This window comes from Chitinophaga niabensis (genome assembly GCF_039545795.1).
GTDB classification, from domain to species: domain Bacteria; phylum Bacteroidota; class Bacteroidia; order Chitinophagales; family Chitinophagaceae; genus Chitinophaga; species Chitinophaga niabensis_B.
This window is the reverse complement of sequence record NZ_CP154260.1, coordinates 5,420,980-5,434,317: the sequence shown is the minus strand read 5'-3', so window position 1 is coordinate 5,434,317 and position 13,338 is coordinate 5,420,980. Positions and strand designations below refer to the sequence as shown.

At 46.7% G+C, this 13,338-nt stretch carries 8 protein-coding genes; 5 read left to right on the top strand and 3 right to left on the bottom strand.

Annotation, left to right across the window (positions count from 1 at the left end; translation table 11 throughout):
• Positions 1-13: 13 nt before the first annotated feature.
• The 3 genes from AAHN97_RS21530 to AAHN97_RS21520 all read left to right on the top strand — a co-directional run bounded on the left by AAHN97_RS21530 (position 14) and on the right by AAHN97_RS21520 (position 3,041).
• The gene (locus AAHN97_RS21530; RefSeq protein ID WP_343304157.1) at positions 14-493 is read left to right on the top strand and encodes a DUF6452 family protein; all 480 of its coding nucleotides are present in this window, start codon (positions 14-16) and stop codon (positions 491-493) included.
• Positions 465-1,169, top strand: coding sequence for a DUF6048 family protein (locus AAHN97_RS21525; protein ID WP_343304156.1), 705 nt, complete (start codon positions 465-467; stop codon positions 1,167-1,169). The genes AAHN97_RS21530 and AAHN97_RS21525 overlap by 29 nt, the downstream gene beginning before the upstream one ends.
• A 135-nt stretch (positions 1,170-1,304) precedes the next feature.
• Positions 1,305-3,041 (top strand): hybrid sensor histidine kinase/response regulator, encoded by a 1,737-nt coding sequence (locus AAHN97_RS21520; protein WP_343304155.1) that lies wholly within the window; start codon positions 1,305-1,307, stop codon positions 3,039-3,041.
• A gap of 126 nt (positions 3,042-3,167) precedes the next feature.
• Here the strand turns inward: AAHN97_RS21520 and AAHN97_RS21515 are convergent, their stop codons facing one another.
• The 3 genes from AAHN97_RS21515 to AAHN97_RS21505 form a co-directional block, all read right to left on the bottom strand.
• Entirely contained in the window at positions 3,168-4,283 is a 1,116-nt protein-coding gene (locus tag AAHN97_RS21515) for a terpene synthase family protein (RefSeq protein WP_343304154.1), read from the bottom strand.
• A 323-nt stretch (positions 4,284-4,606) separates the two neighbouring features.
• Positions 4,607-5,677, bottom strand: a complete 1,071-nt coding sequence (locus AAHN97_RS21510; RefSeq protein ID WP_343304153.1) for an SMI1/KNR4 family protein — start codon at positions 5,675-5,677, stop codon at positions 4,607-4,609.
• 13 nt (positions 5,678-5,690) lie between these two features.
• The gene (locus AAHN97_RS21505; RefSeq protein ID WP_343304152.1) at positions 5,691-6,143 is read right to left on the bottom strand and encodes a GNAT family N-acetyltransferase; all 453 of its coding nucleotides are present in this window, start codon (positions 6,141-6,143) and stop codon (positions 5,691-5,693) included.
• Between the two features lie 114 nt (positions 6,144-6,257).
• Between AAHN97_RS21505 and AAHN97_RS21500 the strand changes: the two genes are divergently transcribed.
• The gene (locus AAHN97_RS21500; protein ID WP_343304151.1) at positions 6,258-7,730 is read left to right on the top strand and encodes an ATP-binding cassette domain-containing protein; all 1,473 of its coding nucleotides are present in this window, start codon (positions 6,258-6,260) and stop codon (positions 7,728-7,730) included.
• Between the two features lie 35 nt (positions 7,731-7,765).
• Positions 7,766-13,336 carry an alpha-2-macroglobulin family protein gene (locus tag AAHN97_RS21495; protein WP_343304150.1) on the top strand — a complete coding sequence of 1,857 codons (5,571 nt, stop codon included), beginning with the start codon at positions 7,766-7,768 and terminating at the stop codon, positions 13,334-13,336.
• Positions 13,337-13,338: the final 2 nt, after the last annotated feature.

The following is a 13,338-nucleotide window of genomic DNA, read 5'->3' as shown; positions in this document are numbered from 1 at the left end:
ATCAAAGGGATTTATGAAGTATATTTTGCTGACAGCCTGCATCCTCACCCTCCTCATCGCCTGTACCGATGATACCAAACTATGCGATGTGGATACACGCACAGAAGTGCGGGTGCGCTTCCGGACCAAACGTCCCGGATTTGTGGAAAAAGATACCACCGCAACAAATCTTATCCTCTTGGCTGTAGGTAAGGATAAGATTTACGATAGTGCAAAAACCCTCCGTGGTATGCAGTTCTCCCTGGACCGTTTGTCAGACCAGGCCAGTTTTTACTTCCAGCCGGATGCAGATTCAGTAGGCAAAGCAGCTACTATCACCTTCTATTATAAACGTCAACCCAAATTTATCTCCGCAGGATGCGGGGTTATTATGACCTATGCCATTGATTCTGTGAAATATATCAATGATACCAGAGCGGCAATCAAGGTATTGATAGTTAATCAACACATTGTAACAACGGGAAATGAAACGAATATTAGTATCACTCTTTAGTATCATCCTGCTGGCTGCCAGTGCAGTGGCTCAATCCAAAAAGAAGGATTCGCTGCCCGTTGTAACAGTTCCTGTACCTGCCGGTATTCGCGTTGGAGTGGATATTTCCCGTTTTGCCCTGAAATATTTCCAACCCTACCGTACAGATGTAACGGTAAACCTGGACGCGAGGTATAACGACAGGCTCTATATCGCTTCAGACCTTAGCTTTAACAGTGTATACCATCTGGACCAGAATTATAAATATATCAGCAACGGCATGTCCGGTACCATTGGTATCAATTATAACCTCCTGAAAAAGACCATCCCTAAAGAGAACTTCATCGTTTATGGAGGTATACGCTACGGATTGGCAGTATTTACTTACAAGATCCCGGAATACCGTATCTATAATGTCTATTGGGGAAATATCCGGGGCAGCGTGCCCGAAACCACAAAGATGGCCCACTGGGTAGAATTGACCGTAGGTATGAAGGTAGAAGTGCTGAAAAATTTATATCTTGGCTGGAGCCTGCATGAACGTATCCTCGTGAACGGCGCTTTGGCAAAACAGGACTTTCCGCCACTCGTGATACCCGGCTTTGGAAAAGGATACAAAAAAAGTGCATTTGATTTCCAATACAGCATTGCATACCTGGTCCCTATATGGAAGGTGAAACAGGCCGTAAAACTGTAAAGGCTTTATATATTTAATTAGCTTAAGACACACACTTTCCAGGAACCGGCAAATTCCGGAAAGCGATTGATTACCTACAACTGAGCCCCCTGACGTTTGGCTATGAACCTTATCGCTCCAATATCCATGAAGCTTATGGACCTGTTTCCGCGCAGGCTAAAATACCTTTTTTCATTTCTGCAAAACGCCGGTACAGACGGTGTAACGGATGAAGATGAAAAACGGCGCATCATCCTGGTGAATACCATCAGTATGGCTATCTGTGCATTACTGATCATTATCACACCTGTGTTCTACACCTTGTCTGATAAACCGGATATCATCATCTATCCCGTTATATTGGATTTCCTTGTCACCTTTTCCGTAATACTCTTAAATCTTAAGAAGAAATACCTGGCTGCCAGTTTCACCGTGTATGTGATCCAATGTGCCTCCATCATGTACTTTGGTATATTACTGAGTAACGTAGTGGCATTGGAAGCCATGATCATTTTCCTGATCACTATTATTTACCTGATCTTCAAAGAAGAAAAATACCGGCGGGTCTGCCTCGCTATTGCCATTGGCACCCTGGCGATGATGGAGACCAGTTACTACTTTAATCTCTTTCCTCCCATCCCCTTAAGCTACAATACCACTTTCATCATGCATGCCCTGGTGATCAGCGGTATCCTTGTACTGATCATTATCGTCAGCAAACCTTATATAAAAAGCAACGATACCAATAAGGCCCTGAAACTGGCCAACCATTTTAAGAAAGTATTTGTACACCAGGTTACACATGAAATAAGAACACCTTTAAATGCTATCTACGGAGTGGCCCAGTTACTAAAGCGGCAGATCATGCTGAACGATCAGTTCAAAGGCCTGGAAACCCTGGTAGACCAGCAACTGGATGCGATCAATAACACCCGGAGCATCATCAACAACGTGTTGGATATGGCGCAGATAGAATCCGGCGTGATCAGTAAATCAGAGAAAGAACACTTCCTGCTTAAGCCCTTCTTTTATAAAATTGCCGAAGTGAATAAAGTGATGGGAAGAACCAGGAATATCCGTATCAAACTCAGCATAGAACAAATGCCCGATGTATTGTACGATGATATCCTCAACCTTCACCAGATCACCACCAATCTTTTAGCGAATGCATTGAAGTATGCAGACAAAAACTCTGTGGTAGAACTGAAGATCTCCGGTATGAGCAGCAAGTGGAGCCTGCAGGTAATTAACCAGGGCCCTGTGATCACACCGGAAAAACAAGAACTGATCTTTAATCCCTTCGTTACCGATAAAAGCAAATACATAGAAGGTACCGGCCTTGGCTTATACATCGTAAGCGGTAAAGTAAGATCCATGGGTGGGAACATTTCCCTGAGCAGTGATGCCGCAGGAACAATATTCACCGTATCACTGCCGCTTATAGAAGGGAATATGGAACTGATCAAAGAAGAAAAAGAAGAAGAAGAAATGTGGGACGATCTGGGTCATATCAATGTAGTGCTGGCGGAAGATAATGAACTAAGCGCGCAACTCTTATCCCGGATGCTCACACAGATCGGCTGTAACACCACCTGGGTGAAGAACGGACTGGAATTGATCCAGCAGGTGGGAAAACATATTCCTGATATCATCATCATGGATTATCATATGGAGGTGATGGATGGAGAACAAACTTTGTATCACCTTAAACAGGTGCCGGCGTATAAAGATATTCCAGTAATTATCTCCACCGGTGATGCTTATGCAGAAACACGCGATGTATTTTTAAAAGCAGGTGCGGATGCCTTTATTGAAAAGCCTATCAACTATAGCTCCTTAATAAAAGTCCTGAAAATGCATCTGCATCATAACAGTCAAGAGTTACTGGAATAAAGGATGTGTGTCTTTAGCTTACTTTCTCTGCATGATCTTGAATCAGCATGATTGCTTTCACGGCATAGTCACGGATAAACACTGTTGGCATTCTCTGCATGATCGTGAATCAACATGGCAGGACAATTAGCTTACTTTCTCCGCAGTTTGCAGTTGTGTTTCTTCCCAGATAGAATCCATCCGTTTAAAACGTTTGGTGTACACCTGCCACATCCAGCTGGCCTGCACACTCCTATCGAGATCAGATAAGTGGATGCGCAGTTTACTCACCTTCACCGGATCACTGGCAGAAAGCTGCTCACATTTCTTTTCTATCTGCGCAGCCACGTCCATGAACTCCATCAGCAGGTCACGTACGATCGCCGCTGAATTGTAAATAATGTCCTGCAAACTCATGTCAGGATTATTCAGCGCGAAAGACATCAGCAGGTTAGAATCCGAATCGTTGTCAATCACTTCCTTTTCAAAAGAGAACAGGTCATTCATCAAACATCCGATCAGGGCCGCTGCTTTGTGCAATCTTTTCATCCGTTGTACCACTTTGATCCTGGCCAGCCATTGCCAGTCGAGGAACACCCCGGTGCTGTATTCCACCAGCATCACAATATGCGGCATACCGGAGGTATGGTTCCGCATTTCAATGTACTTGTCTACTGTAGGAATAAAACCTAAACCTTCCACATTGCAATCCTTATGTGTTACTGCAATGTGATAGGAGTACAGCTTCAGGAACTGGGAGAACCATTCCGGCGGAGCGGTTTGCTGGATGTCTTTCAGGATCTCCGCATTGGCCAGTTCCAGCGGATGCGCATTGTCTACCGTTTCCAGTGTTTCATCAATACAGGCCATCCGGTAGATGAGGTGTTTGGCATTGAGTTGTTGCCGGGATGTTAAGTTGCGGAAGATCTCACGGCCCATGGTGTCGTTCAGGTAATAGTCAATGGCATTGTTCTTCACCATGGCTGCCATTCTTTCAAAAGTAGCCGTGGGAAAAACATACAATACGCAGCTGATGTAATGTTTGGCATTTTCCATCCAGATGCCGTAGTGTTCCCCGAACTGCCTGGCCTGCTGGGTGAGCTCAGCGCTCTGGGGATGCGGATTGAACTTTTTGCAGTAGGTGTCCAGCCGGAAGTCTCCATAATTGAAAAGGTCCTGGAGAGAGAAAGACGTGGTTTTGAGCAATTGTGCGTACTCGTTCTGCACCCTTGCCAAGGTTGTTTTCACATGATGATTGAACATAACTTTTAATTTGAAATGAGGAAATTGAAGGTTAACGGCTTGTTAACCGCTTAAAAGTTACGTATTGGGTATCAATGTTTAAGCCACTATGAGCAAAGATTATAAGGAGAAGTTTAGATAAGTGTTAGTTTAAATATAAAAGTAGTTTCGTATAGGCGAGTTACAAATAACGCCGGAATTCAGTGGGGATAACTGCTATAGGACTTGTAGTACATTCCTATACCCGACATAGGCTTGACATAGGCTCAGAGAATACCTGACATAGGCTCAAAAAAAAGGGATGCATCCGCTGATACACCCCTATAATTTAAATAGAATTCTTCTTAATAACGGCTGCCGCCACGTTCTTCTCCACCACCGCGGTCAAAACCACCGCCACTGCTTCCACCACGATCGTAACCACCTCCGCCGCTGCTTCCGCGGTCATAACCACCACCTCCGCCGCCACGTTCTCCACCGCGATCATAACCTCCGCCGCCACTGCCGCCACGGTCATAACCACCACCTCCGCCGCCGCGATCTCCACCACGATCATATCCTCCGCCGCTGCCGCCACGATCTCCTCCACGGAAACCGCCACCGCCACCGCCGCCACGGAATCCACCTCCGCCTCCGCCACCGCGGAAACCACCTCCGCCTCCGCCGCCACGGAAACCACCTCCGCCACCACGGCCGCCACCAAATCCACCAGGACGAGGTGCTTTCTTCTCAATTCCCCACAGGTAACCATCGCGGGACCTGATCACACTCCGCACGTTCGGTCCAAACTTACCCCAGGCAAAACCTGAGCCAATTGGCTTATTGCGAAGATCGCCGATGTAATAATTATATGGAAGTTGCGCTGCAAACGCTGCCAACTCTTCGTCATTGGAATATTTGGCCTCATCACGGGTGATCAGCCCATCATCCCTGTTCCAGATATCATTCACTACAATCTCGTGTACCACATCTATACTGGATTTCCGCATATCCGTTCCATATTCATGGAGGTGTTGCAGGAACTCAGCCAGGTTCTCGGATTGTTTTACAATCACGGCAGGGTCTGTACATACATAGAATACACTACCCCAGTTACCGTCTTTATCAACATCCAGTACCCAGTAATTACCATACCCGTCTCCCGCTACACGAACAGGGTTAGGGATCAGGTTCAACATTTCAAAGTCTTTCGTTCCATCAAAAGTGATGGCGTCCAGTCCATAGAACAGGAAGCCACTGCTGAATTGCAGCAATTCCCTCACATCATCTGGTATATGCCTCGTACGGAGGTGTTTTGCAATGGTATCGATCTCTTTATCAGATAATCCCGGCATTAATTCTACACTATACTCTTCTTTCTTATAGGTGTGATACTTTACGTCCAGCATTAATTTTAGCTGTTCAAGTGGCGTCATGTTGACTGGTATTTTATTGTTGTGATCTAACCATTTCTATATGAGGAATATTATCCTCGAGATACATTTCACTAAATTGGGAAAACCCAAGTGACTCGTAAAATTTTTGTAAATATAGTTGTGCCCCGATTTTAATGGGCACCTTCCCCCAATTCTCTTCCACTGCTTTAATGGATTTTTCCATCAGTAACCTCCCGCTGCCGGTACCACGTGCAAATGGCGCTGTCACCACCCTGCCTATGGAAGCCATGTCAAACTTGATCCCTGGCTCAAATAACCTTGTATAGGCAGCCAGCCCCTCGTCCGTAAAGCCCAGCAAATGTAACGCTTTCTGATCCGCATTGTCCATATCCTGGTATGGACAATTTTGTTCCACGATAAAAACCTCGTTCCGCAGCCGCAATATCTGGTATAATTCTTCCAGACTGAGCGCATTAAAGGCTTTAAGATACCACCTGATCTCCATGTCTGTGCTATTTTTATAACAGTCCCTGGAAACTTTATCAAAAATTTACAGGGCGCCTCGTTTGATTTGTGAAAGATGATCCCGACATTGTTCCCCGGAAACCAATTTAAGAGCATGCTTCCTTTTCTGTCACTGGAGCACATTACCGTGCGAAACCTGGACAAAACACTTTTCCGGGACCTTACCTGGCACATCCATACCGGTGAGCAATGGGCTATTACCGGAAATAGCGGTTCAGGGAAAACCAGTCTCTTGCACACAATTCTGGGCAAAAATAACGTCCTGAACGGCACTATTCGTCATTATTTTTACGAAAAGTACCGTGAAACGCATGAAGTGAGTGACCCTTACTTCAATTTTCGCCGCTTAATAGCCATGGTAGGGCATCACCACAACTTCCGCAATTTATCGCATACCACAGATTTTTATTACCAGCAGCGTTTTAACAGCATGGACTCCTCAGATGCCCCCACCGTAGCGGAATACCTGGAAGGAGGGGCTGAAGATCCGTTACTGGAGCCACTGAACATCAAAGGCTTACTAAACAAAGAACTGATTAAACTCTCCAATGGAGAAACCCGCAGGGTAATGATTGCACATGCCCTGCTTCAGAAACCGGCCCTGCTCCTGCTGGACAATCCCTTTATAGGACTCGATGTGCAATCCCGCCAGGCCTTCCACGGGATCGTAGACCATGTGGTGGCCTCCGGAACAACCGTAGTGCTCGTTACCACACCCACTGAAATTCCTGAAAGCATCACACACGTAATGCACCTGGAAGAGGGGCGTATAGCCGGTACGTTTAGTCGGGAAGCGTATTTGGCCCAGCGTAACAGTGTACTGGAAACCCCGGTGCTGAAGATTGATCCTCAATTGTTGGCTAAGCTCACCATGGATGCATTACCCGCATCATTCCAACATATAGTTCAGATGGAAAACGTCCATGTAAAATACGGAGAAAACACGATTCTTGACGGAATAAACTGGACGATCCGCCCAAATGAGAAATGGGCTCTGCTCGGACCCAACGGTTCCGGCAAATCTACCCTGCTCAGTCTCATTAATGCAGACAACCCCCAATCATACGCAAACAAGATTGTACTGTTCGACCGGAAAAGGGGTAGCGGGGAAAGTATCTGGGATATTAAAAGGAAGATCGGTTTTGTGTCCCCCGAGCTGCATCAGTATTTTCTATCGGATGCCACCTGCCTGCAGGTGACCGGCTCCGGTTTTTTTGATACCATTGGCTACCTTCGCTCCTGCACACCGGAACAATTAGAGAAAGCAAAAGGCTGGATGCAGGTACTGGAAATAGACCAGTATGCCGGCAGCTCCTTTAAACAGGTACCGGAAAGTGTGCAGCGCTTAGTATTACTGTCACGTGCATTGGTCAAAAATCCCCCGCTCCTCATCTTTGATGAACCCTGCCAGGGATTGGATGCACATCAGAAAGAACATTTTAAGAAAGTGATAGAGGCGCTTTGTGAGCACATCCCCGTAACCATGATCTACGTGACGCATTACGAGGAAGAGTTACCCGAAAGTGTGAATTGTTTTTTGAGAATACGCAATGGCAAAATGATTTAATTCCGATACCTTTAATCCATTCAAAAACCTACACTATGTACCCGAACACCCGGCATTTAACCCTTGCCTGCCTTTTGTTGTGTGCCGCCATGGCAGCTACCATAACGGCTTGCAGCACCAAAGCAAAAGAAATGAACCCCGCGTTTGCCAAATACATTGAAGCATTCACCACGGGCATTATTTCAAAACAAAGTGCCATCCGCATTCAACTGGCGGGAGATGTAAATGTAACGCATACACAAAATGAACCCCTGGAAGAAGAGATCTTTTCTTTCTCTCCCTCCATTAAAGGAAAGGCATACTGGGTAGATGCTACCACCGTGGAGTTCAGGCCGGACCAGAACCTCACACCGGGTAAAACCTACAAAGGCACTTTCAAACTGGGCAAGGTAATGACCGTTCCCGGTGAGCTGAAAACCTTTGAATTTGATTTCCAGGTGATCAAACCTTCTTTTGATGTGGAAATGTTCGGATTAAGATCTGCCAATAACAGCGCGGAGAAAATGACCTTCTCGGGCGTAGTGCGCACAGCAGACCTGGAAGATGTACAGGCAATCGAAAAACTCATCTCTGTAAAATATGATGGCCCCGGCACCAATATCGCCTGGCAGCATGATGTAGCTAACCGCACTTACAAGTTCACGATCGGAAACATCGTACGCAAGTCTGTTGCCGCCAAAATGGAGATCAGCTGGAATGGTAAACCCATCAACTCAGATGTGGCAGACAGCAAGAGCATTGAAATACCCGCCATCGGGGACTTTAAAGTACTGGACATAAAACCCATGTACGATCCGGAAGAATATGTGTTGGTACAGTTCTCCAGCCCCATTAATATGGGCCAGAGCCTGGATGGCCTTATCGGTATCGGCGGAGTAAGTGATCTGCGCTATACCGTAGAAGGCAGTGAGGTGAAAGTATTTGCGCCGGACAGGCTGGAAGGTAATTATACCGTAGTAGTGAATGAAGGGATCCTCAGCACATTCGATGAAAAATTAAATAAAGGATTCACCGGCAACGTGAACTTCGAAAACCGCCTGCCCTCTGTTTCCATCCCCGGTAAAGGAGTGATCATGCCACAGAGCGGCAAACTGGTAATGCCTTTTGACGCGGTTGGTTTAAAAGCCGTGGACGTGGTAGTGATCAGGATCTACGAAAACAATATCCCGCAATACCTGCAAAGGAACAGCCTGGACGGTGAGCAGGAATTACGGCGTGTAGCCCGCCCCGTTGCAGAGAAAACCATTTACCTCGATCAGGATAAATCCATCAACCTGCACAAACGCACCCGCTTCAACCTCGACCTGGAACAACTGATCAAAACAGAACCGGGAGCTATTTACCGTGTAACCATAGGGTTCAGGAAAGAGTATGCACTGTACTCCTGTAAAGGAATGGAGAAAAAGGATTCGGAAGAAGACGAGGAAAGCGAAGAGGATTATGAATACTATGGCGAACAGCTGGATGAAGACGATTCCTTCTGGCGCCGGTATGAAAGTTATTATCCCTATGGATACAGGTGGTCTGAAAGAGAAAACCCCTGTCACAACTCCTACTACAACAAAGAAAAATGGGCCTCCCGCAATATCATTTCTTCCAACATCGGCCTGATCGCCAAAAGGGGAAATGATAACAGCATGGTAGTAGCCGTAACTAATATCATAGATGCCAAACCATTGTCCGGCGTAGAGCTGGAATTGCTCGATTACCAGCAACAGGTGATCTTCAGCACCAAAAGTGATGGAGACGGTTTCGCGAAATTTGATCTGAAACGTAAACCTTATCTCCTGGTAGCCAAACGTGATAATGAACGCGGTTACCTGAAACTGGATGATGGTAGTTCCTTACCCCTGGGCCGTTTTGATGTGAAAGGAGAAGAAGTACAACAGGGCATAAAAGGTTTCCTCTATGGAGAACGTGGCGTTTGGCGCCCCGGCGATTCCATCTTCCTCACCTTTATGCTGGAAGATAAAGAAGGTAAACTGCCTCCCAATCACCCCGTGATCCTGGAATTGTACAACCCGAAAGGTCAGCTGTACAAACGCATCAATCAACATGAATCCCTCAATGGCTTCTATAATTTCCATACACTCACTGATCCTGAAGCGCCAACAGGCAGCTGGCAGGCAAAAGTGAAAGTGGGTGGTGCTGTGTTCAGCAGGAGCGTACGGATAGAAACGGTAAAACCCAACCGCCTCAAAGTGAAACTGGACTTCGGTCCTAAGCAGGCACTGATCAAAGATGAAAGCCCGAAAGGAACACTCTCCGCAGCATGGCTCTTTGGTGCCACAGCACAAAGTCTGAAAGCGAAAGTAGATGTATCCCTCAGTTCATCTTCCACCGCCTTCCCCAAATTCGAAGATTATCATTTTGATGATCCTACAGAGAAATTCAGTGCAGAGAGTAAAACCATTTTTGATGGGGCTTTAAATGAAGACGGTGTAGCCACTGTGGCAGCAAATATTCCGGTTGGCGAACGCGCACCCGGTGTATTGAAAGCAAATTTCGAAATAAAAGTATTTGAACCGGGAGGCGATTTCAGTATCGATCACTTCTCCATGCCTTACCATGTGTTTGATTCTTATGTGGGTGTAAGCGCACCACAGGGAGATCGGCTTACCGGCATGCTGGTAACAGATAAATCTCACCAGGTGAATATTGTGAATGTTGATGCAAATGGCGCACTCATTAAAGGTACCCGCCAGGTAGAAGTAAAAATGTATAAGATCAGGTGGCGTTGGTGGTGGGATGAAAATTCCAATGAGATCAGCAACTTCACGGAAGATAATTATAATGTGCTTTTACAGGAAAAAACGATCAGCATCGTGAATGGTAAAGGTACCTGGCCTTTCATGGTCCGTTATCCTGAATGGGGCCGTTACCTCATCCGTGTGAAAGACCTGGAAAGCGGCCACATTACCGGGCAGGCTGTTTACGTGGACTGGCCTAACTATGCGGAACGCCTGCAAAAGGAAAATCCCTCTGAAGCAGCGATGCTGGTATTCACTTCCAACAAAACAAAATATACTGTTGGAGAAGATGTAGTGCTCACCATCCCCAGCAGCGAAGGCGGCAGAGGATTGATCAGTATTGAGTCCGGCAGCAAAGTGATTAAAACAGACTGGATAGGAACAGAGAAAGGGCAGACCGTTTACAAATTCAAAGCCGAAAAAGAAATGGCGCCGAACATATACGTGAACGTTAGTCTCCTGCAACCGCATGCCCAAACAGCCAACGACCTTCCCATCAGGATGTACGGTACCGTGCCCATCCTGGTAGAAGATCCCAATACCATCCTCAAACCGGTAATTAATATACCCGCCACTTTACGTCCTGAAGCAGATGCATCTATTACGGTGTCTGAAGCCAGCGGTAAAGCCATGACGTATACCATCGCCATTGTAGATGAAGGATTGCTGGACCTCACCCGTTTCAAAACACCTGATCCACACAGTGCATTTTATGCACGGGAGGCATTGGGTGTAAAAACATGGGACCTGTTCGATTATGTGATAGGAGCCTGGGGTGCTGATCTGGAACGTATCCTGAGCATTGGTGGTGACGAAGGATTGAATAAGGGAGCCAGCGCCGCCAAAGCCAACCGCTTTAAACCGGTGGTGAAATTTATGGGACCGTTCTCTATCGGGAAAGGAGATAAACAAACACATAAATTCAAATTACCACCTTACATAGGATCTGTAAAAGCCATGGTAGTAGCAGGACAGGAAGGTGCTTACGGTTTTGCTGACAAAGCCGTAGCCGTGAAGAAACCATTGATGCTCCTGGCCACAGTGCCCAGGGTATTGGGTCCCGGAGAAACCATCCAGTTGCCGGTAACGGTATTTGGCCTGGAACCGCATGTCCGGCAGGCCAATGTTACACTTGCATCGAATGCTTATTTTGAAGTAGTAGGAGAAACTACCAAACAGGTAAGCTTTCCTAAACCAGGTGAGCAGTTGGTGTATTTTGATGTGAAGATCCGTTCACAGGTAGGCATTGGTAAATTCAAGATCATAGCCACCAGTGGAAAAGAAAGGGCAGAGGAGAATGTAGAACTGGATGTACGTAATCCAAATCCTTACATGACCAATGTGCTGGAACAACAGATAGAACCTGGTGCTTCCTGGAATACGGCTTTCTCTCCTGTAGGGATGGCTGGTACCAATACAGGTGTGCTGGAAGTATCTACCATTCCTGCCATGAACCTCGGCAAACGCCTGGATTACCTGATCCAGTATCCGCACGGATGTGTGGAGCAAACCACCTCTTCTATTTTCCCGCAGCTTTCTTTGGCACAGGTAATGGATGTAAGCGGGCAGCAGGCAGCTGCACTGGACAGGAATATCAAACATGGCATCAACCGCCTGAAAGGATTTCAGGCAACAGACGGTGGATTGAGCTACTGGCCCGGAGGTAATACTTCTGACGAATGGGGTACCAATTACGCCGGTCACTTTATGCTGGAAGCACAGGAGAAAGGATATGCACTGCCGCCGGGTTTCCTGGATCAGTGGAAGAAATACCAACGCAATAAAGCAGTGAGCTGGGCCCCCAGCAGTTATAATTTCTATGGTGGAGATATTGTTCAGGCCTATCGTTTATACTTACTGGCGCTGGCTAAAACACCAGAACTGGGAGCCATGAACAGGCTGAAGGAATTCCAGTATTTATCTATTCCTGCCAAATGGAGGCTGGCCGCCGCATACAAACTGGCCGGACAGGCGGAAGCTGCTGCCGCATTGATAAAAGGACTGAGCACCAATGTACAGCCATACACACAAATGGGCGGAACATTTGGCTCCGATCTGCGCGATAAAGCCATGATCCTGGAAACACTAACGCTCATGGGCCAACGTGCACAGGCCACTGACCTGATGCGCCAGGTAGCGCAACAATTAGGTAAAGAAACATGGTATAGCACGCAAACCACCGCCTATGCATTGATCGCCATATCCAAATATTGTGGCGTGAATAAAGCCGGTGGCAAAATGACCTACAGCTATCGCCTGAATGCTGCGAGCGGTAATATCAGCAGTCCTTCTTATGTTTCACAGGTACCAGTTGCATTCAATGTTGCCAACGGAAATGTGAGCCTGCAGAATAAAGGTTCGAATGTATTGTACGCGCGCCTCATTTTAAGAGGTCAGCCGGAAGCCGGTTCGAACCCTTATGCAGAGAACAATCCGGAAGTACTGAACATGAAAGTGCTTTACACCAACCGCAGTGGTCAGCAACTGAACCCTGATAACCTGAAACAGGGTACTGACTTTGTAGCCACCGTTTCCATGACCAACCCCGGCAAACGTGGTTACTATGAGCAGATGGCATTAACACAGGTATTCCCTTCCGGCTGGGAGATCATCAACACCCGCCTGATGGGTAACGACAGCACCATGCGTTCTTCTCCTTTCACTTATCGTGATGTGCGGGACGACAGGGTATATACTTACTTCAACCTGGAAGAAAACAAAACCGTTACTTACCAGGTATTGCTGAATGCAGCTTACCTCGGAAGATATTATCTCCCGGCTACCGCTGTGGAAGCAATGTATGACAATACCATTCATGCATTTGCACCAGGCAAATGGGTAGAGGTAACAAAATAAAA

What these genes read in the sequence shown, in the direction of transcription:
- AAHN97_RS21515 (WP_343304154.1), bottom strand. Translation starts at nt 4,283, where the DNA reads ATGTTCAATCATCATGTGAAAACAACCTTGGCAAGGGTGCAGAACGAG.
- AAHN97_RS21495 (WP_343304150.1), top strand. Translation starts at nt 7,766, where the DNA reads ATGTACCCGAACACCCGGCATTTAACCCTTGCCTGCCTTTTGTTGTGT.
- AAHN97_RS21510 (WP_343304153.1), bottom strand. Translation starts at nt 5,677, where the DNA reads ATGACGCCACTTGAACAGCTAAAATTAATGCTGGACGTAAAGTATCAC.
- AAHN97_RS21525 (WP_343304156.1), top strand. Translation starts at nt 465, where the DNA reads ATGAAACGAATATTAGTATCACTCTTTAGTATCATCCTGCTGGCTGCC.
- AAHN97_RS21500 (WP_343304151.1), top strand. Translation starts at nt 6,258, where the DNA reads ATGCTTCCTTTTCTGTCACTGGAGCACATTACCGTGCGAAACCTGGAC.
- AAHN97_RS21530 (WP_343304157.1), top strand. Translation starts at nt 14, where the DNA reads ATGAAGTATATTTTGCTGACAGCCTGCATCCTCACCCTCCTCATCGCC.
- AAHN97_RS21520 (WP_343304155.1), top strand. Translation starts at nt 1,305, where the DNA reads ATGGACCTGTTTCCGCGCAGGCTAAAATACCTTTTTTCATTTCTGCAA.
- AAHN97_RS21505 (WP_343304152.1), bottom strand. Translation starts at nt 6,143, where the DNA reads ATGGAGATCAGGTGGTATCTTAAAGCCTTTAATGCGCTCAGTCTGGAA.